Origin of the sequence: Actinomyces radicidentis, assembly GCF_001553565.1 — a bacterium.
Lineage (GTDB): Bacteria > Actinomycetota > Actinomycetes > Actinomycetales > Actinomycetaceae > Actinomyces > Actinomyces radicidentis.
On sequence record NZ_CP014228.1, the window covers coordinates 1959473 to 1984094 of the forward strand.

Below are 24622 nucleotides of genomic sequence, written 5' to 3' on the forward strand. Positions count from 1 at the left end.
GGGGAGCGTGGTCACGTGGGCCCGGCACGGACGGGGCGGCCCCTCGCCCCTGTCAGCCCTGTGCGGCCGGGAGCCTGCCCGCCTGCCCGGCCGCGCCGCCGTCGCCTGTGAGCCAGCGCTCGGGCGCTGTTCGCCTTGCGCCGCAATCCAGCGGCGCGCCCGGGTGCCGCGCCGGTCCCGCACCCGTAGGGTGGTGCCGTCCCGCCGGGGAGACCGGACGGGACCGGACGGAAACGGGGGATCCAGGTGGCACGAAGCGCTGAGAGCGTCGACCTTCTCAAGTGCTCCTTCTGCGGGAAGAGCCAGAAGCAGGTCAAGAAGCTCATCGCCGGCCCCGGGGTCTACATCTGCGACGAGTGCATCGAGCTGTGCAACGAGATCGTCGACGAGGAGCTCGGCGACAACGGCTCCGGCGTCCCGCTCGAGCTGCCCAAGCCGCAGGAGATCTTCGACTTCCTCAACGAGTACGTCATCGGCCAGGAGGGCGCCAAGCGCGCCATGAGCGTGGCCGTCTACAACCACTACAAGCGCGTCCAGGTGCGCGAGCGCAGCGTCGCCGAGGGCGACGGCCTCGAGCTGGGCAAGTCCAACATCCTCCTGCTCGGCCCCACCGGAACCGGTAAGACCCACCTGGCCCGCACCCTCGCCCGCCTCCTCGACGTCCCCTTCGCCATCGTCGACGCCACGGCGCTGACCGAGGCCGGCTACGTCGGCGAGGACGTCGAGAACATCCTCCTCAAGCTCATCCAGGCCGCCGACGGGGACGTCAAGCGCGCCGAGAAGGGCATCATCTACATCGACGAGATCGACAAGATCGGCCGCAAGGCCGAGAACCCGTCGATCACCCGCGACGTCTCCGGCGAGGGCGTCCAGCAGGCGCTCCTCAAGATCATCGAGGGCACGACGGCCTCCGTCCCGCCGGGTGGCGGCCGCAAGCACCCGCACCAGGAGTTCCTCGAGATCGACACGACGAACATCCTGTTCATCGCCGCCGGCGCCTTCGCCGGCATCGAGGACATCGTCCGCCAGCGCGCCCGCAAGGAGTCCGGGGCCTCCTCCCTCGGCTTCGGCGGCGTCCTCACGGACCAGCAGCAGGACGTCTTCACCGCCCCGGTGCGGCCCGAGGACCTCCACAAGTTCGGCCTCATCCCCGAGTTCATCGGCCGCCTGCCCGTCATCGCCACGGTCCAGGACCTCGGCGTCCCCGAGCTCGTGCGCGTCATGACCGAGCCGAAGAACGCCATCGTCTCCCAGTACGAGTACCTCTTCAGCCTCGACGGCGTCGAGCTCGTCTTTACCGACGAGGCCGTCGAGGCCATCGCCTCCCTCGCGCGCGAGCGCAGGACCGGCGCCCGCGGCCTCACGAGCATCGTCGAGGAGGTCCTCGGCGACGCCATGTTCGAGGTGCCCTCCATGCCGGAGGTCGGCCGCGTCGTCGTCGACGCCGACGCGGTGCGCGGGCGCGCCAAGCCGCGCTACGAGGCCGGCTCCGGCACCCTGTCCGCCACGCGCAAGGGGGAGCGCGGGGAGAGGACCCGGACGGCATGAGCCCCGAGTCCCGCTTCGAGTCCGTCGAGCGCGAGGTCCCCGGCGTCCCGGCCGAGCTCGCCGCCTACCGCTCGACGATCGACAACCTCGACGCCGCCCTCGTCCACCTGCTCGCCGAGCGCTTCCGCTGCACCCAGCAGGTCGGCGTCCTCAAGGCCGAGCTCGACCTGCCCGCCTCGGACCCCGGACGCGAGGAGCGCCAGGTGGCGCGCCTGCGGGCGCTGGCGGAGGACTCGGGCCTCGACCCCGTCTTCGCCGAGAAGTTCTTCGCCTTCATCGTCGAGGAGGTCATCCGCCACCACGAGGCGATCCGCGAGGAGCGGGTGGACGGCTGAACCGGGGCCGGCGGGGTCCCCTGGAGCACGACGGCGTCGGGGTCGGAGCCACGTGGCTCCGACCCCGACGCGCGCCCGTGGGGCGGGGTCAGCCCTGCTTCGCGGCGCCCGCCGGCACCCGCTCGTAGAGGGCGTCGATCGTGGAGGCGAAGCGTTCCTGGGCCTCGGCCCGGCGCACCTTGAGCGACGGCGTGAGCAGGCCGTTGGAGACCGTGAAGTCCGTCGGCAGGATCGTGAAGGTGCGGATCGACTCCGCGCGCGAGACCGCCTCGTTGGCGCGTGCGACGGCCCGCTCGAGGGCCTCGCGGACGCGCCGGTCCCCGGCCGCCTGGACCGGATTGAGGTTCTCGATCCCGTGGGACGACAGCCACAGGGGCAGCATCTCCGCGTCCAGGGTGACGAGCGCGCCGATGCACGGACGGTTGTCGCCGACGACGAGCACCTGGCTCACGAGCGGGTGACCGCGCAGGCGGTCCTCGAGGACGGCCGGGGCGACGTTCTTGCCGCCAGCCGTCACGATGAGCTCCTTCTTGCGACCGGTGATCCGCAGGAAGCCCTCGCCGTCGAAGTTGCCGATGTCGCCGGTGCGCAGCCAGGGCCCGGCCTCCGGGTCGCGGACCGCCGAGACGCCCTCGGCCTCGTCGCCGCCATCGGAGTCCGTGAAGGTCTCGGCGGTCGCCTCCTCGTTGCCGTGGTAGCCGCGGAAGACGCCGATGCCGCGCACGAGCACCTCGCCGTCGTCGGCCAGGCGCACCGAGGTGCCCGGCAGCGGCAGGCCGACCGAACCGACGAGCGTGGCCCCGGGCGTGTTGACGGTGCAGGGCGCCGCGGTCTCGGTGAGGCCGTAGCCCTCGAGGACCGTGATGCCGGCGCCGCGGTAGAAGTGGCCGAGGCGCTCGCCCAGCGGACCGCCGCCGGAGATGACCTGGCGGACCTTGCCGCCCAGGATCCGGCGCAGGGTCGCGAAGACGAGGCGGTCGAAGGCAGCGTGCTGGGCGCGCAGCGCGCGCGAGGGGCCCAGGGGCGTGTCGAGGGCGCGCGAGTAGGCGATCGCCGTCTTGGCCGCCATGCGGAAGACCTTCTGCTTAGCGCCCGCCGAGCGGGCGTCGGCGGCGTTGTAGATCTTCTCGAAGACGCGCGGGACGGCCAGCACGAAGGTCGGCTGGAAGGTCTCGAGGTCCCCCATGAGGTTCTTGACGTCCGGCGCGTGACCCATGACGCCGGCGGGGGAGCAGACGATCGCGACCTGCACGAAGCGCGCCAGGACGTGCGCGAGCGGGAGGAACAGGAGGGTGCGCACGTCGTCGCCGTGGAGGACCTCGGGCAGGTAGGCGGAGGTGTTGACGGCGAGGTGGACGAGGTTGGCGTGGGTGATCTCCGCGCCCTTGGGGCGGCCCGTCGTGCCGGAGGTGTAGACGATCGTCGCGAGGTCGGTGGCGGTGACGGTGCTGGTGCGCCGGTCCAGCTCGCCCGGCGCGACATCACGGCCGTCGGCGATGAGTCCGGTGAGGGCGTCGGAGGCGAGGCACTCGACGGCAAGGTCGGCCAGCTCGGGGACCGTGTCGCGCAGCGCCGTCATCATGAGCTCGAGCTGCTCGTTCTCGACGACGACGAGTCGGACGTCCGCGTCGGTGAGGATCCACCTCGCCTGCTCGGGGGAGGAGGTCTCGTAGACGGGAACGACGACGAGGCCGGCCTCCCAGGCGGCGAAGTCGAGCAGGGTCCACTCGTAGGAGGTGTGGGACATGATGCCGATGCGGTCGCCCGGCTCGAGGCCGCGGGCGACGAGGCCGGCGGCGACCTCGCGCACCTCGTCGCGGAACGCTGCGGCGCTTACCTCCCGCCAGCGGCGGCCGAGGGAGGCCTTCCGGGCGATGAGGGGCTTGTCGGGCGCGCGCCGGACGCGGTCGGCCAGGGCCCACGAGGTCGTCATCGTGCGCTCGAGGGGGACGAGGAGGCGCGTGGTGAACTCGCGGGCCACCGTCGTGTCGGGCCGGTAGGCGCCGCCCGCCGGCGCCCCGGTCGCGTCGTCGTCGCGCGCGGGCAGGTCGTGGTCATCCGGGGTGCTGGGCTGGGTGCTCATGGGGCGATTGTGCGTGACGCGCTGCGCACCCGCACCGTGCGACGCGTCCTGAAGCCGTGAGCCGTCCCTGTGGTTCGATACAAGTCGCGTGCCGCAGGGAGGCCTGAGGGCGTTATCCATTAGAAATCTTGATATACAAGAGGATTTCTCATAAGATACTAGCAGTCATATCCGGTCGACCGGGGCGCCGAGCCTTACCGGTCGAGAGGCGCGCCACGGCGCCGGAGGTCAGGAACGCATGTCAACAACGCTGGACCGCGTCGTCGGGGTCGTCGCACCGCGCCTCGCGGACCTCCTCGCGGAGGGCGAGACCGCCATCCTCCACGCGCCCCACGAGTTCGCCCCCATCGAGATCGGCGAGGCGGCCCTCGAGCTCCTCGACCGCGGAGAGCCGCGCGACCGCTACGACGTGCGCAAGGCGGCGGACGTCCTCAGGCTCATGCCGCTCCTCGTGCGCCGCAAGCCCATCTTCCTCACCTGGGACGAGCACCTCGTGATGGAGCAGAGCGCCGTCGGCCGCCTCGTCTCCCAGATCATCGACTCGGCCGGCGTCATGCCCCCCGTCCTCGCCGTCGTCGAGGTCGACATCGCCGTCCCCGACGTCTACGTGCCCTTCGACCTCAACCTCTCGCAGTCCGTGCTCGTGCTCAGCCCCGCCGACATCGTCGAGGTGGGCGGCGGCGAGATCCCGCCGCTCGTCGCGCGCCGCATCCACCAGGCCACCGGCGGCGTGCCGCGACTCGTCGCGGCCGCCGTCGAGGACGCGCTCTCGATCGGCCCCAGCGCCATCATCGAGGCCGTCCGCCCCACCTCCGCGGGCCTCGGAACGGCCGCGGGCGGGGACTCCGACGCCGGCGAGCTCGTCCAGGTCTCCCGCGCGTGGGCCGAGCGCCTCATGCCCCAGTACGCCGACGACGAGCTCATGCAGCTGCACGCCTGGCTCATCCCGCTCCACGCCCGCGGGCTCGCCGCCCTCGCCGGCTCCGTCCTCGGGAGGCCCGTCACCCCCGCCGAGGTCAGGAGCTGCCACGACGCCGGAGCCTTCGTCTCCACGGCCCCAGGCCTGCCCCGCGCCCTGCCCACGACGCTCGCCCGGGCCCTCGCCGCCGTCAGCTCGGAGCAGGACGCCCTCGCCGCCCGGTCGATGCGGCGCGCGGTCAGCCGAGCGGCCGCCGAGGAGGGCAACGAGCTCACCCCGCTCGAGCGGATCTGGCTCCTCACCTCCATCTCCGCGTGGGCCGGGCTCAACGGAGTCCTCGGTCGCAAGATGGTCCACCTGGTCCTGCTCTCCGGCACCCAGCTCGCCGAGCTCGCCCAGTACTGGCCCGAGCAGATCCCGCAGGAGTGGGAGTATCTGGCCGCTGCGACCTCCTTCGCCGACGGCAGCTGGCTCACGGGGCACCGCCAGCTCCCGCTCCCGTGGCTGGAGCTCATGTACCTCTTCAACGCCGAGGACCCCGCCGGACGCGGCGACGACGCGCAGATCGTCCTCGACCACCTCGTCCGCGGCGTGGCGCAGGCGCAGTCCCCGGACATCGAGGAGGTCCGCGCCGCCGTCGTCGCGGGGCACGAGATGCTGCGCCGCCTCACCTCCGAGAGCCACCACCGGCTCGTCGACCCCGCCGCGCCGCCCTCCTTCTCCCGTCCCAAGGCGGCCCTCGTCTGCTACGCCCTCCTCGGGCAGGCGGACGCCTACCTGTCCATCGCGCGACTCGGCTCCGCGCAGGAGTGCGTCAACGAGGCGACGGCGCTCGCGGGCGCCGCCAACCTCGACGCCTACTCCGCGCCCTCGCTCATGGCCGGTCTCACCGCCCGCAGCGCCGTCCTCGCCGCCAAGGCCGGCGTCCACGACCGCGCCGCCCACTTCCTCGGCCAGTACGAGGAGGTCGTCGCCGTCACCGCCTCCCGGGACACCGAGCCCGAGCAGATCATCAGCATCTCGCGCCGCTACCGCGACGACTGGCACCGCCTCGGCTCCGACGCCGTCGACGTGCTCGAGCCCTCCGACGTCGAGATCTCCGTCGTTCCCCAGTACCTGCCGCTCGAGGTCGAGGCGGAGGGGCTCTCCCTCCTCCTCGCGCGCGGTCCCGTCGTCGCCTCGCAGTGGCTCAAGGCCTTCCTCGCCCGCGCCCGCTGGATCAACCTGCTGTCCTGGGAGTGGTGGTCCCTCCACGCGACGCTCGCGATGATCGAGGTGCGGCAGGGCAACTCCGAGGCCGCCCAGCGCTGGGTCGAGGGCGGCACCCTGCCGGAGTCGATGTCGCTCGTCATCCGCGCCGGCATCGAGCTCAACAACGGCAACGCCGAGCAGGCCAACCAGCTCGCCGACCGCGCCGCCGCCCTGCCGGACACGCCCGAGCGCTGGCGACTGGCCGCCTACGGCGTCAAGATCGCGACGATGGCCGCCACCCGCGACCTCGAGAACGGCACCGAGCTCCTCGCCCGTCTGCCCCAGTGGCGCACCTCGCTGTCCGTCGTCGCCCTGCTCCCGGCCGCCGGCCGCCGGGCCGTCGTCGACCAGCTCGGCGAGGAGTACGCCGACGTCCCGGGGCTGCGGCTCGACGACGCCGCGCCCGTGCGCCGCGAGCCCGCGGAGATCGAGCTGACCCCGCGGCAGATGGACGTCCTGCGCGGCCTCGAGGCCGGCAAGACCGCCTCCGAGATCGCCGACGACCTCGTCCTGGGCCGCGAGACCATCCGGACCACCACCAAGGCGCTCTACAAGCGGCTCGGCGTGCACTCGAAGGCCTCGGCGCTCCAGGTCGCCCGCTCCGTCGGTCTCATCTGAGGCGAGGCGCCGCACAGTCCGCGCCTGTGTCCGGTGCTGGGGCCGGACGCTCCGCCGGGCCGCCGGCACCCCTTCCGCGCCCCGCCGTCGTCGGAGCTCCCAGGGGCGCCTCAGGCGTCCGTCGGGCCCTTCCGCGTCGTCTTGTAGATGTCGGCGATGGCGTCCGCGTGCGCCTTCATGACCTCCCCGCGCTTGACCTTGAGCGAGGGCGTGAGCAGCCCGTTCGCCTCGGTGAAGTCGGTCGTGAGGACGCGGTAGGAGCGGATCGACTCGGCGCGGGAGACCGCCCGGTTCGTGCGGGCGATGGCGCGGTCGAGGGCCGCGAGCACCTGCGGGTTGCGGGAGGCCTCGACGACGTCCATGGCCGGCAGGCCGTGGTTGGCGAGCCACTGGGGAAGCATCTCCTTGTCCAGCGTGATGAGCGCGCCGATGAAGGGCTCGCCGTCGCCGACCACCATGACCTGGCTGACGAGCGGGTGGCCGCGCAGACGGTCCTCGAGGATCGTCGGGGCGACGTTCTTGCCGCCGGCGGTGACGATGAGCTCCTTCTTGCGGCCGGTGATCCTGATCCAGCCCTCCTCGTCGATGGAGCCGATGTCGCCGGTGCGGAACCAGCCGTCCTCCGTGAAGGACTCGGCGTTCGCCTCCGGGTTGTTCCGGTAGCGGGCGAACAGGGAGATGCCCTTGAGCTCGATCTCCCCGGACTCGCCGACGCGCGCGGACACGCCGCACACCGGCGGGCCGACGGTGCCGATCTTGTTGAGGGTGTCGAGGTTGACGCTGGCGGGGCCGATCGTCTCGGTGAGGCCGTAGCCCTCAAGGATGTTGATGCCGATGCCGCGGTAGAAGTGCCCGAGGCGCTCGCCGAGCGGGCCGCCTCCGGAGATCGCGTACTTGGCGTTCGGGCCGAGCAGATCGCGGATCTGGTGGAAGACGAGGCGGTCGGCCACGGCGTGCGCGGTGCGCAGCTGGAGGGACGGCCCGGCCTCGGTGTCCAGGGCGCGGGAGTACTGGATGGCGACCTTGGCGGCCCAGCGGAAGGTCTTGAGCCTCGCGCCCGAGCCGGCCTTGGCGTCCGCGGCGTTGTAGATCTTCTCCATGACGCGGGGGACCGCGAGGACGTAGGAGGGGCCGAAGGCCTGGAGGTCCGGCAGGAGGGTCTTCGCGTCCGGGGTGTGGCCGAGGACGCCGTCGCCCGCGACGGAGACGAGCTCGAGGAGGCGCGCGTAGACGTGCGCGAGCGGGAGGAACAGCAGGATGCGGACGTGCTCGCCGGTGAGGACGTTGGGCAGCCAGCGCACGCCGTTCCAGGCCAGTCCGGCGCCGTTGTTGTGGGTGAGCTCAACGCCCTTGGGACGGCCCGTCGTGCCCGAGGTGTAGACGATCGAGTACGTGTCCGAGCCGCGCACGGCGTCGCGGCGGGCCTCGAGCTCCTCACGGGCCACGCCGTCGCCGGCGGAGACGATCGTGGTGAGGGCGTCGCGGTCCAGGGAGAGGACCTCGGTGGGGGCGGCGTCCGGGTGGGAGGAGCCGAAGGAGGCGACGGCGCTGCGGACGACCTCGGCGAGGGCGGTGGTCTCGGCGACGACGAGGCGCAGGCCGCCGTCCTCGAGGATCCACTCGATCTGGTCCGCGGAGTCCGTCTCGTAGACGGGGACCGAGACGAGGCCCGCGGTGGCGATCGCGAAGTCGAGGAGGGTCCACTCGTAAGAGGTGTGCGCCATGACGCCGACGGTCTCGCCCGCCTGGAGCCCCATGCCCATGAGGCCCGCGGCGACGCGGTCGACGTCGTCGAGGAAGGCCTCGGCGGTGACCTTGACCCACTGGTTGCCGAGCGGGGACTTGCGCTCGATGAGGGTGGAGCGGGGGGCGCGGGCGACGCGGTCGGTCAGCAGCCACGGGACGGTCATCGTCTCGTCGGGCTCACGGGTGATCGGCCCGGTGGTGACGCCGTTCTCGACGAGGGGGCGCTGATGGTCCGGGAGGGTGCTCGCACTGAGGTGGGGGGCTTCTGCGCTGCGGGGGGTCACTCCGGCATTCTCCCAGGCGGTGGGCCGTTTCCAGGATCCAGGGCTCCGAGAGACCCCCCTCGCCGCTTTGGAGTAAACCACAGGCGAGGGTGCTTCGCGGCGGTAGCAATCCACGGGCGGGTGGGTAAGGGGTCCCCCACCGCGGGCCCTTCAGTCCGTGCCGTGTGCGTCCCGTCGACGGCCTCCGGAACGCGGTGGCCTCCTGAACGCGGTCGACCGCCTGTGCACCGCTCGACCGTCCGATTTCCGGGAATCAGACGGTCGGCTGGTGCACAGACGGTCGACCGGGGTGATGGGCCGGGATCAGGCCTTCTTCTTCGGGTTCTCGCCGAGCTCGACGGCGGTGACGACGACCGGCGCGGCGGCCTCCTCGCCCTCGGCGGGGGCGGCCGAGGCGGCCGCGACGTCGAAGGGACCGGTCACCTTGGCGGCCTCGGTGAGGTCGGCGCGGACCGCCTCGACGGCGGTGTCCAGGCCCTCGGCGACGGACAGGGACACCGAGAGGATCGGCGTCTTCTGGCTCGTCTTGGCCTCCGACTTCACCTTGCGCAGCGCGGCGAGCGCGAGGCCCGCGTGGGCGACGAGCTCCGGGTCGGCGTCGTCGGCGGCGGCGCGCAGGCCGTCCTCCGTCGGCCACGGGCTGCGGTGGACCGAGCCGGTGCGGTACCAGGACCACACCTCCTCGGTGACGAAGGGGAGGAAGGGGGCGAAGAGGCGGACGAAGGTGTCCACCGCGATCGCGAGCGTCGCGCGGGCCGAGCGGACGGCCGCGGCGTCGTGCGTGCCCTCGAAGTCGTTGGCGCGCTCCTTGACGAGCTCGATGTAGTCGTCGCAGAAGGTCCAGAAGAACGACTCCGTGGCCTCCAGGGCGCGGGCGTGCTCGAACTTCTCGAAGGACGCGGTGGCCGTCTCGACGACCTCGGCCAGCGCCGCGAGGACGGCGCGGTCGATGGGCTCGGTGACGGCGGACGGGTCGAGCTCGGGGGCGGGGACGGCGGCGAGGGCCGCCTCGTCGACGTCCCACGGGATCCCCATGGACAGGGCGAACTTGGAGGCGTTGAGGACCTTGATGGCCAGGCGGCGGCCGATCTTGATCTGCGTCTCCTCGAAGGCCGGGTCGAGGCCGAGGCGCGCTGAGGCGGCCCAATAGCGCACGGCGTCGGAGCCGTACTGGTCGAGCAGGCCCTTCGGGGTGACGACGTTGCCCTTGGACTTGGACATCTTCTTGTGGTCCTTGTCGAGGATCCAGCCGGAGATGCCGGCGTGCTTCCACGGCAGGGCGCCGAACTCGAGGTTCGCGCGCACCACGGAGGAGAAGAGCCAGGTGCGGATGATGTCCTGGCCCTGGGGGCGCAGGTCCATCGGGTAGACGCGGTGGAAGAGGTCCTCGTCCTCGAGCCAGCCGGAGACGAGCTGCGGGGACAGGGAGGAGGTGGCCCAGGTGTCCATGATGTCGAGCTCACCGACGAAGCCGCCCGGGACGCCGCGCTGGTCCTCGGTGTAGCCGGGGGCGGTGTCGGAGGAGGGGTCGACCGGGAGGGCGGACTCCTCGGGCGTGATGATGGCGTCGTAGTCGGGCTGGCCCTCGGCGTCGACCTTGTACCAGAGCGGGAAGGGGACGCCGAAGAAGCGCTGGCGGGAGACGAGCCAGTCGTTGTTGAGGCCCTTGACCCAGTTCTCGTAGCGCACGCGCATGAAGTCGGGGTGCCACTCGAGGGCCTCGCCTCGCTCGAGGAGCTCGGCGCCCAGGTCCTTGCCGGAGGCCGGGTTGGTCCAGGGCTTGCCGCCGTTGCGGATGTACCACTGGCGGGAGGTGACGATCTCGAGGGGCTTGTCGCCCTTCTCGAAGAAGTTCGTCTGGCGCAGGGTCTTCGTGGGCTCGCCGCGCATCTCGCCGGTCTCGGCGAGTCTGCTGACCAGGGCCTCGCGGGCGGAGAAGGTGGTCTTGCCGGCCATCGCCTCGTACATGGCGATGCCGTCGGCGTCGGTGATCCACTCCGGGACCTCGGTCTCGAGGCGGCCGTCCTTGCGCAGGATGGCGCGCAGCGGGAGGTCCAGGTCGCGCCACCAGTCGATGTCGGTCGTGTCGCCGAAGGTGCAGCACATGGCGATGCCGGCGCCCTTGTCCATCTCCGCCTCGGGGTGGGGGAGGACCGGGACCTCGACCCCGAAGACCGGGGAGGCGACGGTGGTGCCGAACAGCGGCTTGAAGCGCTCGTCGTCGGGGTGGGCGATGAGGGCCACGCAGGCGGGCAGGAGCTCGGGGCGGGTGGTCTCGATGCAGATGTCCGCGGTGCCGGCGGGTCCCTCCTCGATGGGGGCGCCCGCGGCCTTCGCCTTCGCGGCGGCGTCGGCGTCGACGACGTGGAAGCCGAGGCGGTGGTAGAAGCCCGGGTACTCGCGGGACTCGAGCTCGGCCTGGGCGACGGCGGTCTGGAAGGTGACGTCCCACAGGCCCGGGGCGGCGGCCTGGTAGGCCTCGCCGCGGGCGAGGTTGCGCAGGAAGGCGGCCTGGGCGACCTTGCGGGCGCGCACGCCAATGGTCTGGTAGTTCTGCTTCCAGTCCACGGAGAGGCCGAGCTGGCGCCACAGGGCCTCGAACTGGGCCTCGTCCTCGACGGTGAGGCGCTCGCAGAGCTCGACGAAGTTGCGGCGGGAGATCGGCTTCTGGTCGCGGGCCTTGATGGACTTGCCCTCGCCGCCGACCTGGGTGGGCTCGAAGTCGGGGTCGTAGGGGAGGGGCGGGTCGCAGCGGACGCCGAAGTAGTTCTGGACGCGGCGCTCGGTGGGCAGGCCGTTGTCGTCCCAGCCCATCGGGTAGAAGACGGACTTGCCGCGCATGCGCTGGTAGCGGGCGACGGTGTCCGTGTGCGTGTAGGAGAAGACGTGGCCCACGTGGAGGGATCCGGAGACCGTGGGCGGCGGGGTGTCGATGGAGAAGACCTCGTGGCGCTCGGCGGAGCGGTCGAAGGCGTAGGTGCCGTCCTCCTCCCAGCGCTCGCCCCAGGCGGCCTCGAGGCCGTCGGCGCTGACCTTGTCGGGGACGCGCGGCGAGTGCGTCTCGGAGGGGACGAAGCGGGGGGACTGCTCGGATCCAGACATGCCCCCGATTCTGTCATGGGAGCGGGGCGTCTCCCCGGGCCGCCGGGCAGTCCGCCTGTGAGGTGGGCTACGGGGGTGGAGACTCTTCCAAGCTGGGAGCATCGGAGCGGTGGCCGGTACGAGCTGGGGTTGACGCACGACGTGATCTCGGGATCGACTGCCGACATGTCTGATCGAGAAGCGGCGTTGGCTTCCGAGACCGCCCTGTTCCCCGACGTCGTCGAGCTCGCCGCCGACGCCGGGCCCGCGCAGGAGAAGGTGCTCCTCGTGCTGGGTGCCGGAGGCTGGGCGTCCGACCGGCCGGAACACGCTCTCCGTCTCGTCCCGATCGTGACGGAGGAGCTGTGGGCGGTGTACGAGCGAGAGCGCGTACTCGTTGAGGAGCCCTTCGGGGCCGGTCCGGCACAGGTCGCCGCGATGATCGACGTCCTGAGGAAGCGGGCTCATGACCTGGGGCTCGCGATGCTGCTCGGAACGGTGGGCGAGGAGCCCGTAGCCGCGGTGGGCTACTTCGAGGTTCCGGGCCATCCAGGCTGCGTCCGTCTCCAGGAGGTGGACGTCTTCCCTCGCTACCAGGGACGCGGCCACGGCAATGACCTCATGGCGGCCGTCACGGTGCGACTGCGGACGGCGGGCTTGTCGCCCATCCTCATCGGTGCGGACGAGGACGACTGGCCCCTCGCCTGGTACCGGAGGCACGGCTTCGACGACGTCTGCAGGGTGGCGGCTCGCTAGACCGGCAACGCGCCGACGCCGGGCTGCAGCGGATCGCGGTCCCCATCCTGCTCAGTGCGACGTCGGCGTCTCCGTCGGCCCAGCCGGGTCCCGTGCGGCCGCCGGCGGTCACAGGATCGTCAGGCTGCGAGCGCCTTGACCAGCACCGTCGGTGCGGGGCGGCCGGCGGCCGCGTGAGTGCAGGGCTCGGTGGAGTCCGCGTAGCCCAGGCACCGGTAGAAGTCGCAGACCTCGAGGTTGGAGGCGCTAACTGCGAGCAGCACCTCGGACCGGCCCTGCGCCGCGGCGACGGACTCCACCGCGGCCACGAGCGCCGAGCCGATGCCCTGGCCCTCGGCCTCCGGCCGGACCGCCAGACCGCGCAGGACGAGGCGGTCGCCCTCGACGACGTGCATGACGCAGCCGACGACCCGGCCGTCGCGCTCGGCGACGAAGCCGCTGCCCTCGGCGAGGCGCGTCTCGAGGTCGCCGACCGTCGTGCGCCACCACGTCGACTCCCGGCTCATCGCTGTGGAGAACATGACGTCGAGGATCGCGGGGCAGTCCGCCCGGGTCGCGGGTCGCAGTGATGCGGCCGGCTCGAGGCGGCAGGTGTAGCGCCGGGTCCCGGGCCAGCGCGGGTCGACGGGGCCCGGCCCCGTGCCGAAGCCCAGCCGCCGGTAGAAGCCGATCGCGTCGTCGTCGGTCTCGGCGTGAACCGCTGAGCCGGGGTGGCGACGGCGGAGGGCGTCGATGAGGCGGCTCGCAAGCCCTTCGTGCTGGTGCTCCTCGAGGACGGCGAGGTACTCGAGCACGACGTCCTCGCCGACGGCACGAGGAGCGCGGTACGCCGCGAGGGCGAGCGGCTGGGAGGTACGGCCGTCCGTCTCGTTGCCGACGACGAGGGTGGTGAGGTCGGGCAGGTCGTCGTGGATGACGCGCTCGAGCCGCTCGCCGTCGTGACCGCTGGCGAGGTGCATGAGTCGGTGCACGGGCTCGCCCTCGAGCTCGTCGGGCGTGACGGGCCGGACGGGACGCTCCTTGGGGCCCGTCATGCGTCGTAGACGCTCGAGCGGTGTCCGAGATCGAGGGCGACGATGACGAGGTCGCCGCGGCGGATGTCCAGGATGACGCGGTAGTCCCCGACCCGGAGTCGCCACAAGGCGGTGAGCGGCCCACTCAGCGCCTTGCACGAGGTCGTGGGGTCGTCGAGTGATCTCAACCTCTCGATGTCCTCGAACACGCGGCGTGCGACGGGCCTGTCGAGCGTGCGCATCGCCTTCGCGGCGCGCGGCGTGTACTCGACGCGCCAGGTCATGAGAAGAGCTCGGTCGCGAGATCCTCGGCGCTCACGGTCTCGAGGTCGCCGCGCCTGGCGGCCTCGGCCTCGCGCTGGAGGGAGTAGGCGTACTCGAGGTCGTCGAGGTGCTCCGCCAGCGCCTCGCGCACGTAGAACGCGGCAGGTCGGTTCGTCGAGGAGCTGAGGGCGTCGAGGCGCTCCTTGATCTCGGAGTCGACGCGGACGCTCAGCACGGCTGTAGACATGTATACAGGCTAGATGGAGCGGCGTGCCTCATCAAGAGGCGGGTGGAGCACGCGGCCTCCCTCAGGCGCCGAGCTCGCGGTCGCGGGCGACGGTCGCCTTGAAGGCGTCGATGACGGCGGTGGAGAAGCCCGCCCGCTCCATGGCGACGACGCCGGCGACCGTCGTCCCTCCGGGGGAGCAGACGGCGTCGACGAGGTCCGCCGGGGTACGGCCAGAGCCGGTCTCGGCGCGCTTCGCGGCCTCGGCCTGGACCGTGAGCGCCGAGCCGACGACGGCCTGCGCGACCATCTCGACCGCCTGCGCCTTCGAGATGCCGCCGAGGACGCCGGCGCGTGAGAGGGCGTCGATGAACGCGAAGACGAAGGCGGGGGAGGAACCCGCCAGGCCGATGAAGGCCGAGAAGTCCTTCTCCGCGATGACGGCGGTGCGGCCGACGGCGTCCATGAGTCCCTGCGCGGTGGCGAGGTCCTCCGCGGAGGCCTCGGTGCCGGCGGCCAGGGCCGTCATCGACTGGCCGACGGCGGCCGCCATGTTCGGCATGACGCGCACGACCCGCGCGCCGTCGGGGAGGAGGGACTCGAGGCGCTCGAGCGTGAGGCCGGCGGCCAGCGAGACGACGAGCGGCTTCGCCTCGGCCAGCGGACCGGCGAGCTCCGCGGCGACCTCGGGGATGACGTGGGGCTTGACGCCGAGGACGACGACGTCGCTGCGGCTCACGAGGTCCGCGGCGTCGTCCACCGCCTCGACCCGCTCGTCGTCGAGCTCCTCGGCGAGGTGGGAGGCCGACTCGTGGGCGCTCGTGAGGAGGAAGGTCGCGGCGTCCTCGCCGGAGGTGAACCCGGCCTCGACCGCTCCGCGCACGATCGCGCCCGCCATGTTGCCCGCACCGATGAATCCGAAGGTCGTCATGCGGCCAGGCTACCGGCGGACGCTCCGGCGCGGGCGGTGGCGGCGTGGGAGAGTGCCGCCCATGAGCCCCGCCCCCGAGCAGCCCGTCGTCATCCCCGCCGTCCCCGGATCCCGTCCGGCCTCCGCCGCGCCCGCCTCTTCCAGCGCCGACGGCGGCGCCCGGTCCCCGGCCGTCCTGGCCGACGCCGTCGACGTCCTCACCTCCTGGGCCCCGGCCGACGACGAGCAGGAGGCGCTGCGACGCCGCTACCTCACCGAGCTCGAGGCTCACGGCTCCGACGCCCTCCGCAAGGGTGCCCGTCCCGTCCACCTCACGGCGAGCCTCGTCGTCCTCGACGAGCTGCTCGAGCACGTCCTCCTCACCTTCCACCGCAAGGCGCGCATGTGGCTCCAGTTCGGCGGGCACGTCGAGGCCGACGACCCGACGCTCGTCGAGGCGGCGCTGCGCGAGGGGCGCGAGGAGTCCGGGATCGACCTCACGGGAGCCCGCCCCGTCCCGGCCGGGCTCGACGCGCACCTCCTCGGCGGCGGCTTCACCGCCTGCCGCGAGCACCTCGACGTGCGCTTCGCCGTCGCCGTCCCCCAACAGGAACCCGTCGTGAGCGAGGAGAGCCTCGACGTCGCCTGGTGGCCCATCGACGACCTGCCCGATCCTGTCGGCCCGGACGTCCCCGCGCTGCTCGCCCGCGCCGTCGCCGTGTGCCTCGGCGCCTGAGGAGTGCCTGCTCTCCGCCGATGGGCCCTGGTCGCAAACCGTGACGCTCTTGGCAAACCATGGCGCCGTCGCCGTCATGGTTTGCCGAGAGCGTCACACTTTGCGATGGGGAGGGGGAGATGGTGGGCGATGGCGAGTCGCGGGGTGTCGAGCGCTGAGCCGTCGGACCGCCCGCCGCCTCACATGAGCACGCTGCGCAGCAGCAGGCTCGTCTCGGAGCGGTGGACACCCTCGATCTCGCGGATCCGCGACAGCGTCCGGTCCACGTCCGCGAGCGTGGAGACGGTGAGCTCGGCGATGAGGTCCCACTCGCCGTTCGTCGCGTGCAGGCCCGTCACCTCCGGCATCCCGCGCAGCAGCTCGATGGCGCTGCGCATGTTGCGCCCCTCGATCGCCAGGTGGCTGATGGCCCGGATGGCGCCCTCATCCGCCTCCTCGGCCAGCACCACCGTGTAGCCGAGGATGACGCCCGCCGACTCGAGACGATCGAGGCGCTTCGTCACCGTCGTCCGCGTGACGCCGAGCGTCCGGGCTAGCTCGGCGACGGGGGCGCGGCCGTTCGTGCGCAGCGCCGAGATGAGGCGGCGGTCGAGGTCGTCGAGCGGGTCGTTCTCCGTCATGGATCACAGTGTGCACCAGGGGTGTGCACACTGCGGAGTCGATGAGCAGAAAATGCGCGGCACGCTCATTGTCGGTGCATATCGACCCCTCCTACCGTGGCCTGCGGACGCGAGGGGGCGACGACGCCCCGACCTGCGGCCGGTGCGCTGCCGGCCCGTCGGTCCACCCGGGGGAGCGCCACCCGCGCTCCCAGACCACCGCCCTCGGCGCCGACACCCGGCGCCGGCAGAGAAGACAGAGCAGAGGAGCTCCGCATGCGCTTCGTCGACGTCCCCCACATGGTGTCCTGGATCAACGAGTCCGGCCCCGAGAACGTCATCGCCGGCATGATCGACGTGATGGAGAAGGACTTCCGACGCTGGGACGCCTTCGAGCTCCGCCCGCGGATCGCCTCCCACTCCCGCGACGGCGTCATCGAGCTCATGCCCACCTCCGACGGCGAGACCTACGGCTTCAAGTTCGTCAACGGGCACCCCTCCAACCCCGTCCGCGGCTTCCAGACCGTCACCGCCTTCGGCGTCCTCGCCGACGTCCACAACGGCTACCCGCGCATGATCGCCGAGATGACGCTCCTCACCGCCCTGCGCACGGCCGCCACCTCCGGCATGGTGACCCGCCTCCTGGCCCGCAAGGACGCGAAGCGCCTCGCCGTCATCGGCGCCGGCTCCCAGAGCGAGTTCCAGGTCCTCGCCAACCGCGCCGTCCGCCCCATCGAGACCGTCACCGCCTACGACGTCGACCGCGCCGCCTCCGAGAAGCTCCAGCGCAACCTCGCCCGCTACGGCATCGACGTGCGCATCGCCGACTCCGCCTCCGAGGCCGTCCGCGACGCCGACATCATCACCACCTGCACCGCCGACAAGCGAAACGCCATCGTCCTCACCAAGGAGGACATCCGCCCCGGCGTCCACATCAACGCCATCGGCGGCGACTGCCCCGGCAAGACCGAGCTCGACGCCGAGATCCTCGACATGGGACCCGTCTTCACCGAGCACACCCCTCAGACGCGTATCGAGGGCGAGATCCAGGCCAAGGACGCCGACTACCCCGTCATCGAGCTCTGGGAGGTCCTCTCCGGTCTCAAGCCCGGCCGCGAGAGCGACGAGCAGGTCACCATCTACGACGGCGTCGGCTTCGCCATCGAGGACTTCGTGGGCCTGACCTACCTCGACGGCGTCCTCACCGCCCCTGGCGGCGAGCGGTTCTACGACGACGTCGACCTCATCGCCGCCCCCGAGGACCCGAAGGACCTCTTCGCGCTCCTCGGCTGAGCTCCGGCCCGCCCGGTTTGTCCGTGGAGCGTGAGATCGGTGTGACCGCTGCGCCTGGAACGGGCGCCCGGGACGGCGTTCCGCCCACCGCCCGGGCTCAGCCCAGGACGGCCCAGCCGAGCGGAGGCAGGACGACGCCGTCGCGCTCGGGGCGCGGGTGCGGCAGGTCGTGCGCCGCGGAGAGCACCTCGTGGTGCCCGGCGCTCGGCAGCCAGACCTCCGTCTCCTCCAGGCTCAGCACCAGCACCACCTCGCGCGGGGTCCCCTCCGGGACGTCCCAGGCGGCGCCCTCGCGCTCGCGGACCCGCAGCGCCATGACCGTGTTGTCGAGGTGCAGCGTCTCGTAGGAGGCGTCGTGGAGCCACGGCAGTCGGCGCCGCAGCGCGATGAGCTCCTGGTGCAGGTGGCGCGCCCCCGCGCCGGCGTCGCCGAGCTCCGCGGGGCTCGCCGGGAGCTCGGGGCGGATCGCGTCGTCGCCGCCGAGCCGCTCCTCCTTGACCGCCTGCCAGCCCTCCTCATCGCCGTAGTAGATCGCCGGTGTGCCCGGCAGCGTCATGAGGAGCGCGAGGGCGTGCCCGGCCAGGCGCGGGTCGCCCACCTGCGAGGCGATGCGGGACGTGTCATGGTTCCCGACGAAGGTGTACGGGATGAAGGTGTCCAGCAGCTCGGCGCCGCGCTGCAGCGTCCAGTCGAGCTCGTAGAAGTTGGCCTCCGCGAGCGAGTGCCACACCGACTGCCACAGCTCGTACTGGGTCACGGCGTTCATCCCGGAGGCGCGCACGATCGCGGCGTAGTCGCCGTGGATGACCTCGCCGAGCACGTAGACCTCGGGGAAGCGCTCGCGCACGCGGGGCAGGACCCGCGTCCAGAAGCCGGGGTCGACGGCGTAGGCGGCGTCGAGGCGCCACCCGTCCACGCCCCGCTCGCACCAGGTGGTCATGACCTCGGTGACGAGCTCGGCGACGGCGTCGGAGCCGTGGTCGAGCTCGGGCAGCCAGTCCTGACCCTCGAAGCGCGCGTAGTCGGCCGGGGCGGTCCCGGGCGTCCAGCCCGCGGCGTCGTCGGCCCAGGTGAGGCGGTACATGGCGGCCTCGGGGGAGTCCGGGCCCGTACTGGCGAGACCGGCGAAGGCCGGGTAGTCGAGGCCCGTGTGGTTGAAGACGCCGTCGAGGACGACGCGCACGCCCTTCTCGTGGGCGGCCGCGATGAGGTCGGTGAGGTCGTCGTTCGTGCCGAGGCGCGGGTCGACGCGGTGGTAGTCGAGCGTGTCGTAGCCGTGGGACATGGAGTCGAAGACCGGGCCGAGGAGGAGGACGTTGCAGCCCAGGTCGACGAGCCGGTCCAGCCAGGCGATGAGGCGGCGCAGGCGGTGCTCGCCGGCGATCGCGCCGGCCGGCGTCGACGCGTCGTCGGGGTCTCCCTCCGGCCGCAGCGCCGGCGCGCCGACGGCGCCGAGCGGCATGACGTGCCAGACGATGGCGTGGCGCACCCAGTCCGGCTCGGGGACCCTCACCGCCGTCCGGCTGCTGTCCGGTTCGGGGGTCTGGATGGCGGCGTCGGCACTCATGGGACGAGGATAGGGGTATGACTCCGACTACTGATGCCGCACAGTCCGCCTCCTCCGCCCCGTCCTCCCACGGCGTCGCCCGCCGCGCCGTCGTCACCGGCGCCTCCACCGGCATCGGCGCTGCCACCGTCCGCCTCCTGCGCGCCCACGGCTGGGAGGTCGTCGCCACCGCGCGGCGCGCCGAGCGCCTCGAGGACCTTGCGGAGAAGACCGGCGCCGCGTGGGTCGCCGCGGACCTGCAGGAGCAGGACGACGTCGACCGCCTCGCCTCCGAGGTCCTGGCCGCCGGCCCCGTCGACGCGGTCGTCAACGTCGCCGGCGGGGCGCTCGGCACCGACCCGGTCGCCGAGGGCGAGGTCGAGGAGTGGGCCACCATGTACGACCGCAACGTGCTCGCCACGCTGCGCGTCACCCAGGCCTTCCTGCCGGGCCTGCGCGAGCGCGGGGGAGACGTCCTCCTCCTCACCTCCACCGCCGCCCACGACACCTACCCGGGCGGGGGCGGCTACGTCGCCGCCAAGCACGGCGAGCGCATCATCGCCAACACCCTGCGCGTCGAGCTCGTCGGCGAGCCGGTCCGCGTCATCGAGATCGCGCCGGGCATGGTGGAGACCGAGGAGTTCTCCCTCAACCGCTTCCACGGCGACCAGGCCAAGGCGGACGCGGTCTACGAGGGCGTCGAGAACCCGCTCACCGCCGAGGACGTCGCCGACTGCGTCGTGTGGACCCTCGAGCGCCCGAGCCACGTCAACATCGACTCCCTCATCGTGCGCCCGCGCGCTCAGGCCTCGAACACGGTCGTCGCGCGCGACTGACGAGGGGCCGGTGGGGCGCACGACGAGACCGGCGCCCCGCCGCCCGGCGCGGTGCCTGCTCTCATACCCTGCGCACAGGCCCGGCACCAGGCAGGCTCAGCACGCCTCCGTAGCGTCTCTCGCATCCACCCCGGAAGCGCCGGGGCCGAGCAGGAGGCAGGACGCGCATGAGCGACGCCAGGTGGTCCGCGAGCAGCGGCTCCCACGAGACCGACGGAACTGAGGAGGCCTCCGCCGCCGACCGCACCCAGCGGATCGACCGCCTCGAGGCCGACGACGGCGTCGCGGCGACGCAGTCCCTGCCCGCCACCGGGACGACCTCGCACGGAGCGGCGTCCGGCGCCGCCAACCCCTTCCAGCCCGAGACGGCGCCCACCGCGTGGAGCGCCGAGACCGGCTCCGCCTACCGGGCGCAGCGCGTCGACGCCGTCGGCACCCCGCAGGAGACCACCGCGAGCGCCGCGGCAGCCCCCGCCGCCGGTGCCGCGGCCGCGGCCCTCCCCGCCCAGGGCGCCGCGCGTCCTCCGGGACGCGCGGCGCTCGTGTTTGCGAACCAGGGTTCCGGCGTGTGTACTGGGTCACGTTCCCGCGAGTGACGCGGGCCCTGACACGGAGAGCGCATGAGCACCCACGGCTTCCACGACGCGGTCGTCTACCAGGTCTACCCCAAGTCCTTCAAGGACTCCGACGGTGACGGCGTCGGCGACCTGCGCGGCATCATCGAGAAGGTCCCCTACATCGCCTCCCTCGGCGTCGACTACGTCTGGCTCAACCCCTTCTTCCCCTCGCCGGGTCACGACAACGGCTACGACGTCTCCGACTACTGCGCCATCGACCCCGCCATGGGCACGATGGAGGACTTCGACGAGCTCGTCGCCGCCCTCGCCGAGCACGGCATCAGCCCCATGCTCGACATGGTCCTCAACCACGTCTCCACCGAGCACGAGTGGTTCCAGCGCGCCCTGGCCGGGGAGCAGCGCTACCGCGACTACTTCTACATCCGCCCCGTCAAGCCCGACGGCTCCCTCCCGACCAACTGGGTGAGCAAGTTCGGCGGGCCCGCCTGGGCGCCCTTCACCGGGGCCCGCGCCGTCGACCCCGGGGCCTCACGCCAGGCCGTCGTCGGCGCCGACGAGGCCGCTGCCGGACCGTCCGAGGACGCCCCCGCCGAGTACTACCTGCACCTCTACGACCCCACCCAGGCCGACCTCGACTGGCACAACCCCGAGGTCCGCGAGGAGGCCGCGAAGGTCGTCAACTTCTGGCGCTCCCACGGTGTGCGCGCCTTCCGCTTCGACGTCATCAACGTCATCGGCAAGACCGAGCCCCTCGCCGACGCCCCCGCCGGCACCGACGACCGCAGGGTCTACACCGACGGCCCCCTCGTCCACGAGCTCATCCGCGGCCTCAACGAGGCCAGCTTCGGCCAGGACCCCGACTCCGTCACCGTCGGAGAGATGTCCTCGACCTCCATCGAGGCCTGCGTGGGCTACAGCCGCCCGGAGAACCACGAGCTCTCCATGGTCTTCAACTTCCACCACCTCAAGGTCGACTACGAGAACGGGCAGAAGTGGAGCCTCATGGCCCCCGACGTCCCCGCCCTCAAGCACCTCCTCAACGACTGGTCCCTCGGCCTCCAGGACGGCGGCGGCTGGAACGCCCTGTTCTGGAACAACCACGACCAGCCCCGCGCCGTCGACCGCTTCGGCGACGTCGAGCGCTACCGCTACGAGTCCGCCACCATGCTCGCCACCGCCATCCACCTCCTGCGCGGCACGCCCTACGTCTACATGGGCGAGGAGATCGGCATGACCGACCCGCAGTACACCTCCATCGGCGACTACGTCGACGTCGAGGCCCGCAACGCCTACACCGCCCTCATCGCCGCCGGCGAGGACGAGGCCACCGCCTTCCGTACCGTCCACGCCAAGGCCCGCGACAACGCCCGCACCCCCATGCAGTGGACCGCCGGGGAGGGGGCCGGCTTCACCACCGGCACCCCCTGGCTCCGCCCCACCAACCAGGAGCTCATCAACGTCGAGTCCGAGGAGGCCGAGGGGCGGATCCTGCCCTACTACAAGCGCCTCATCGCCCTGCGCAAGCAGTTCCCCGTCATCTCCGAGGGCCTCTACGAGCCCTGGGTGCTCGAGGACCCCGACGTCCTCGCCTACCTGCGCCGCGAGACCGGTCCCGACGGCGAGCCCGCTCCCGGCGGCGCCGCCGTCCTCGTCCTGTGCTCCTTCCGGGACCACAAGACCACCGTCCCGGTCCCCGCCGAGCTCGCCGGGGGCGACGTCCTCGTCGCCAACCGCCCCGAGCTCCGCCCCGCCTCCTACGCCGAGCACCCGCTCGACGCCACGGTCACCCTCGCGCCCTTCGAGGCGCTCGCCCTGGCCGTCAACCTCCCCACCACGCTCTGAGAGGAGCACCCATGTCCCCCACCACGCAGGCGGCCCTCGTCGCCCCGGTGACCGGCGAGGTCATCCCCCTCGCCGACGTCGCCGACCCCGTCTTCTCCTCCGGCGCCCTCGGCGAGGGCTACGGCGTCAGGCCCACCGGCGACGGCGCCGTCCACGTCCTCGCGCCGGTCACCGGCGAGGTCACCATGGTGGCCGGCACCGGCCACGCCCTCGGCTTCCTCACCGACGACGGCCTCGAGGTCCTCCTCCACCTCGGCGTCGACACCGTCGAGCTCGAGGGTCGCCCCTTCGACCTCATCCCGACGGTCGGCGACCGCGTGAGCGCCGGCGACGACCTCGGCACGATGGACCTCGCCCAGGTCGCCCGCGCCGGCAAGGACACGACCGCCATCGTCGCCGTCACCAACTCCGCCAAGGAGGTCGCCTCCACCGAGCTCACGAGCGGCGCCGTCGAGGCGGGCGCGCAGGCGATCGTCCTCACCCGCACCGGGCGGCAGGGCGCCGTCGCCGCCGCCGCGGGCGGCACGGACATGGCCATCGCCGGCTCCGGGGCGGTGTCGAGCCCCGCCAAGGGCGCCGACGACGGCCTCACCGGCTTCGACGCCACCGCGCGCGACATCATCGCCGGGATCGGCGGCGCCGGGAACGTCAGCAGCGTCATCCACTGCATCACCCGCGTGCGCTTCTACCTCAAGGACGACTCGATCCCGGACGACGCCGTCGTCGCCGACATCGACGGCGTCATCGACGTCGCCCGCGCCGGAGGCCAGTACCAGGTCGTCATCGGCCCCGACGTCAACGACGTCTACGACGCCGTCGTCAAGCAGCTCCCCTCCAGGGCCGGCGACGAGGACGACGCCGCCGCGGCCGCCCCCAAGGAGCGCCCCACGAGCGCCTGGGGCTGGGTCAAGTACGGCTTCTCCGAGCTCATCGGCGTCATCACCGGCTCCATGATCCCGGTCATCGGCGTGCTCGCCGCCTCCGGCATCCTCAAGGGCGTCCTCGCCCTGCTCACCCAGTTCGACGTCGTCTCCACCGGCACGTCGACCTACACCCTCATCGCGGCCATGGCCGACTCGATGTTCTACTTCCTGCCGATCATCATCGGCTTCACCTCGGCCCGGCGCCTGGGCGCCGACCCGATCATCGTCGCCATCATCGGCGGGGTCCTCGCCTACCCGAGCGTCGTCCAGCTGGCCAACCCCGACGCCGAGGGCTACAACGTCGTCGCCACCGTGGGGCGCACCGTCTTCAACGCCGACTTCTTCGGCATCCCCGTCTCGCTGCCGGAGGGCAACGCCTACGCCTACTCGATCTTCCCGATCATCGTGGCCGCCTGGCTCGCCTCGAGGATCGAGCCCTGGCTCAAGAAGCGCATCCCGGCGGTGGTCCGCATGATCTTCGCGCCGCTGCTCGAGATCTTCATCGTCTCCACCCTGGTCCTGGTCATCTTCGGCCCCATCGTCATGACGATCTCCGGCGCCATCGCCTCGGCCATCAGCTGGATCCTCTCGCTGTCCTACCCGATCGCCGGACTCGTCATCGGCGCCTTCTACCAGTGCCTCGTCATCTTCGGCCTGCACTGGGCGGTCATCCCGATCATCTCGCAGCAGATCTCCGACCCCGGCTACTCGCCGCTCAACGCCATCGTCTCCGCCTCGATGATCGCCCAGGGCGGCGGCGCGCTCGCCCTGTGGGTCAAGGCCAAGAGCCCGAAGATCAAGCAGATGGCCGGTCCGGCCACCATCTCCGCCCTGTGCGGCGTCACCGAGCCCGCCATGTACGGCCTCAACCTCAAGTACGGCCGCGTCTTCATCACGTCCTCGATCGGCGGCGCCGTCGGCGGCCTGCTCACCGGTCTGTTCGACGTCAACATGTGGGGCTTCACCGGCGGCCTCGTCGGCTTCCCGTCCTTCGTCAACCCCGACGGGATCGACGGCTCCTTCACCGGGTTCTGGATCGCCTCCCTCGTGACCCTCGCCGTGTCCTTCGCGTGCACCTACTTCTTCGGCTTCAAGGAGTCGGACTTCGACCAGGAGAAGAAGGTCGAGAAGGTCCGCCTCGGCAGCCGCGAGCCCGTCGCCCGCTGAGCCGCGGCCCGGACCGCTCCGCGGAGCACGAGCGCCCTCTCCCCGTCCTGGGGAGCGGGCGCTCCCGC

Annotated in this window: 19 protein-coding genes; 10 read left to right on the forward strand and 9 right to left on the reverse strand. The window is 72.1% G+C overall.

Annotation, left to right across the window (positions count from 1 at the left end):
- Positions 1-246 precede the first annotated feature (246 nt).
- Complete coding sequence (gene clpX, locus AXF14_RS08415) at positions 247-1548, forward strand: ATP-dependent Clp protease ATP-binding subunit ClpX (protein WP_067942459.1); 1302 nt, start codon at positions 247-249, stop codon at positions 1546-1548.
- Positions 1545-1883 (forward strand): chorismate mutase, encoded by a 339-nt coding sequence (locus tag AXF14_RS08420; protein WP_067942461.1) that lies wholly within the window; start codon positions 1545-1547, stop codon positions 1881-1883. Before clpX ends, AXF14_RS08420 begins: the two co-directional genes overlap by 4 nt.
- 88 nt (positions 1884-1971) lie before the next feature.
- Here the strand turns inward: AXF14_RS08420 and AXF14_RS08425 are convergent, their stop codons facing one another.
- A complete protein-coding gene (locus tag AXF14_RS08425; protein ID WP_067942463.1) occupies positions 1972-3966 on the reverse strand; it encodes an AMP-dependent synthetase/ligase in 1995 nt (664 codons plus the stop codon).
- Positions 3967-4204: 238 nt separating this feature from the next.
- On the opposite strand from AXF14_RS08425, the gene AXF14_RS08430 reads away from it, so the two are divergent.
- Positions 4205-6754 (forward strand): helix-turn-helix transcriptional regulator, encoded by a 2550-nt coding sequence (locus AXF14_RS08430; protein WP_067942465.1) that lies wholly within the window; start codon positions 4205-4207, stop codon positions 6752-6754.
- Between the two features lie 110 nt (positions 6755-6864).
- Here the strand turns inward: AXF14_RS08430 and AXF14_RS08435 are convergent, their stop codons facing one another.
- Together AXF14_RS08435 and valS are read right to left on the reverse strand one after the other, a co-directional pair.
- Positions 6865-8664: an AMP-dependent synthetase/ligase gene (locus AXF14_RS08435; RefSeq protein WP_084355688.1), complete on the reverse strand. Its 1800-nt coding sequence runs from the start codon at positions 8662-8664 to the stop codon at positions 6865-6867.
- Positions 8665-9087: 423 nt separating this feature from the next.
- Entirely contained in the window at positions 9088-11886 is a 2799-nt protein-coding gene (gene valS, locus AXF14_RS08440) for a valine--tRNA ligase (protein WP_067942469.1), read from the reverse strand.
- A gap of 165 nt (positions 11887-12051) precedes the next feature.
- Here valS and AXF14_RS08445 point away from each other — a divergent pair, with 165 nt between their 5' ends.
- Positions 12052-12621 (forward strand): GNAT family N-acetyltransferase, encoded by a 570-nt coding sequence (locus tag AXF14_RS08445; protein ID WP_169798259.1) that lies wholly within the window; start codon positions 12052-12054, stop codon positions 12619-12621.
- A gap of 119 nt (positions 12622-12740) precedes the next feature.
- Here the strand turns inward: AXF14_RS08445 and AXF14_RS08450 are convergent, their stop codons facing one another.
- The 4 genes from AXF14_RS08450 to proC form a co-directional block, all read right to left on the reverse strand.
- The gene (locus AXF14_RS08450) at positions 12741-13655 is read right to left on the reverse strand and encodes a GNAT family N-acetyltransferase (protein ID WP_067942473.1); all 915 of its coding nucleotides are present in this window, start codon (positions 13653-13655) and stop codon (positions 12741-12743) included.
- The gene (locus AXF14_RS08455; RefSeq protein WP_067942475.1) at positions 13652-13918 is read right to left on the reverse strand and encodes a type II toxin-antitoxin system RelE family toxin; all 267 of its coding nucleotides are present in this window, start codon (positions 13916-13918) and stop codon (positions 13652-13654) included. The genes AXF14_RS08450 and AXF14_RS08455 overlap by 4 nt, the downstream gene beginning before the upstream one ends.
- Entirely contained in the window at positions 13915-14145 is a 231-nt protein-coding gene (relB, locus tag AXF14_RS08460; protein WP_067942477.1) for a type II toxin-antitoxin system RelB family antitoxin, read from the reverse strand. The genes AXF14_RS08455 and relB overlap by 4 nt, the downstream gene beginning before the upstream one ends.
- A 61-nt stretch (positions 14146-14206) precedes the next feature.
- The gene (gene proC, locus AXF14_RS08465) at positions 14207-15055 is read right to left on the reverse strand and encodes a pyrroline-5-carboxylate reductase (RefSeq protein WP_067942479.1); all 849 of its coding nucleotides are present in this window, start codon (positions 15053-15055) and stop codon (positions 14207-14209) included.
- A 61-nt stretch (positions 15056-15116) separates the two neighbouring features.
- On the opposite strand from proC, the gene AXF14_RS08470 reads away from it, so the two are divergent.
- Complete coding sequence (locus AXF14_RS08470) at positions 15117-15770, forward strand: NUDIX hydrolase (protein ID WP_084355467.1); 654 nt, start codon at positions 15117-15119, stop codon at positions 15768-15770.
- A gap of 179 nt (positions 15771-15949) precedes the next feature.
- Here the strand turns inward: AXF14_RS08470 and AXF14_RS08475 are convergent, their stop codons facing one another.
- Positions 15950-16390 (reverse strand): Lrp/AsnC family transcriptional regulator, encoded by a 441-nt coding sequence (locus AXF14_RS08475; protein ID WP_067942481.1) that lies wholly within the window; start codon positions 16388-16390, stop codon positions 15950-15952.
- Positions 16391-16645: 255 nt separating this feature from the next.
- On the opposite strand from AXF14_RS08475, the gene AXF14_RS08480 reads away from it, so the two are divergent.
- On the forward strand, positions 16646-17662 hold the full coding sequence (locus AXF14_RS08480) for an ornithine cyclodeaminase (protein ID WP_067942483.1): 1017 nt from the start codon (positions 16646-16648) through the stop codon (positions 17660-17662).
- A 97-nt stretch (positions 17663-17759) separates the two neighbouring features.
- Here the strand turns inward: AXF14_RS08480 and AXF14_RS08485 are convergent, their stop codons facing one another.
- Positions 17760-19229 (reverse strand): alpha-amylase family protein, encoded by a 1470-nt coding sequence (locus tag AXF14_RS08485; RefSeq protein ID WP_067942485.1) that lies wholly within the window; start codon positions 19227-19229, stop codon positions 17760-17762.
- A 17-nt stretch (positions 19230-19246) separates the two neighbouring features.
- Between AXF14_RS08485 and AXF14_RS08490 the strand changes: the two genes are divergently transcribed.
- From AXF14_RS08490 to AXF14_RS08505, 4 genes are all read left to right on the forward strand, one after another.
- Positions 19247-20044 (forward strand): SDR family NAD(P)-dependent oxidoreductase, encoded by a 798-nt coding sequence (locus AXF14_RS08490; RefSeq protein ID WP_067942487.1) that lies wholly within the window; start codon positions 19247-19249, stop codon positions 20042-20044.
- Positions 20045-20211: 167 nt separating this feature from the next.
- Positions 20212-20640, forward strand: a complete 429-nt coding sequence (locus tag AXF14_RS08495; protein WP_067942489.1) for a hypothetical protein — start codon at positions 20212-20214, stop codon at positions 20638-20640.
- 24 nt (positions 20641-20664) lie between these two features.
- The gene (locus AXF14_RS08500) at positions 20665-22464 is read left to right on the forward strand and encodes an alpha,alpha-phosphotrehalase (protein WP_067942491.1); all 1800 of its coding nucleotides are present in this window, start codon (positions 20665-20667) and stop codon (positions 22462-22464) included.
- 11 nt (positions 22465-22475) lie between these two features.
- A complete protein-coding gene (locus AXF14_RS08505) occupies positions 22476-24554 on the forward strand; it encodes a PTS sugar transporter subunit IIABC (RefSeq protein WP_067942493.1) in 2079 nt (692 codons plus the stop codon).
- The last annotated feature ends 68 nt before the right edge of the window (positions 24555-24622 follow it).

Excerpts from the sequence above, each read along its gene's own strand:
- relB (WP_067942477.1), bottom strand. The coding sequence starts at position 14,145 with ATGTCTACAGCCGTGCTGAGCGTCCGCGTCGACTCCGAGATCAAGGAG.
- AXF14_RS08485 (WP_067942485.1), bottom strand. The coding sequence starts at position 19,229 with ATGAGTGCCGACGCCGCCATCCAGACCCCCGAACCGGACAGCAGCCGG.
- AXF14_RS08430 (WP_067942465.1), top strand. The coding sequence starts at position 4,205 with ATGTCAACAACGCTGGACCGCGTCGTCGGGGTCGTCGCACCGCGCCTC.
- AXF14_RS08420 (WP_067942461.1), top strand. The coding sequence starts at position 1,545 with ATGAGCCCCGAGTCCCGCTTCGAGTCCGTCGAGCGCGAGGTCCCCGGC.
- AXF14_RS08500 (WP_067942491.1), top strand. The coding sequence starts at position 20,665 with ATGAGCACCCACGGCTTCCACGACGCGGTCGTCTACCAGGTCTACCCC.
- AXF14_RS08425 (WP_067942463.1), bottom strand. The coding sequence starts at position 3,966 with ATGAGCACCCAGCCCAGCACCCCGGATGACCACGACCTGCCCGCGCGC.
- AXF14_RS08470 (WP_084355467.1), top strand. The coding sequence starts at position 15,117 with ATGAGCCCCGCCCCCGAGCAGCCCGTCGTCATCCCCGCCGTCCCCGGA.
- valS (WP_067942469.1), bottom strand. The coding sequence starts at position 11,886 with ATGTCTGGATCCGAGCAGTCCCCCCGCTTCGTCCCCTCCGAGACGCAC.
- AXF14_RS08455 (WP_067942475.1), bottom strand. The coding sequence starts at position 13,918 with ATGACCTGGCGCGTCGAGTACACGCCGCGCGCCGCGAAGGCGATGCGC.
- AXF14_RS08480 (WP_067942483.1), top strand. The coding sequence starts at position 16,646 with ATGCGCTTCGTCGACGTCCCCCACATGGTGTCCTGGATCAACGAGTCC.
- AXF14_RS08495 (WP_067942489.1), top strand. The coding sequence starts at position 20,212 with ATGAGCGACGCCAGGTGGTCCGCGAGCAGCGGCTCCCACGAGACCGAC.
- AXF14_RS08445 (WP_169798259.1), top strand. The coding sequence starts at position 12,052 with ATGTCTGATCGAGAAGCGGCGTTGGCTTCCGAGACCGCCCTGTTCCCC.
- AXF14_RS08435 (WP_084355688.1), bottom strand. The coding sequence starts at position 8,664 with ATGACCGTCCCGTGGCTGCTGACCGACCGCGTCGCCCGCGCCCCCCGC.
- AXF14_RS08450 (WP_067942473.1), bottom strand. The coding sequence starts at position 13,655 with ATGACGGGCCCCAAGGAGCGTCCCGTCCGGCCCGTCACGCCCGACGAG.
- AXF14_RS08490 (WP_067942487.1), top strand. The coding sequence starts at position 19,247 with ATGACTCCGACTACTGATGCCGCACAGTCCGCCTCCTCCGCCCCGTCC.
- AXF14_RS08505 (WP_067942493.1), top strand. The coding sequence starts at position 22,476 with ATGTCCCCCACCACGCAGGCGGCCCTCGTCGCCCCGGTGACCGGCGAG.
- proC (WP_067942479.1), bottom strand. The coding sequence starts at position 15,055 with ATGACGACCTTCGGATTCATCGGTGCGGGCAACATGGCGGGCGCGATC.
- AXF14_RS08475 (WP_067942481.1), bottom strand. The coding sequence starts at position 16,390 with ATGACGGAGAACGACCCGCTCGACGACCTCGACCGCCGCCTCATCTCG.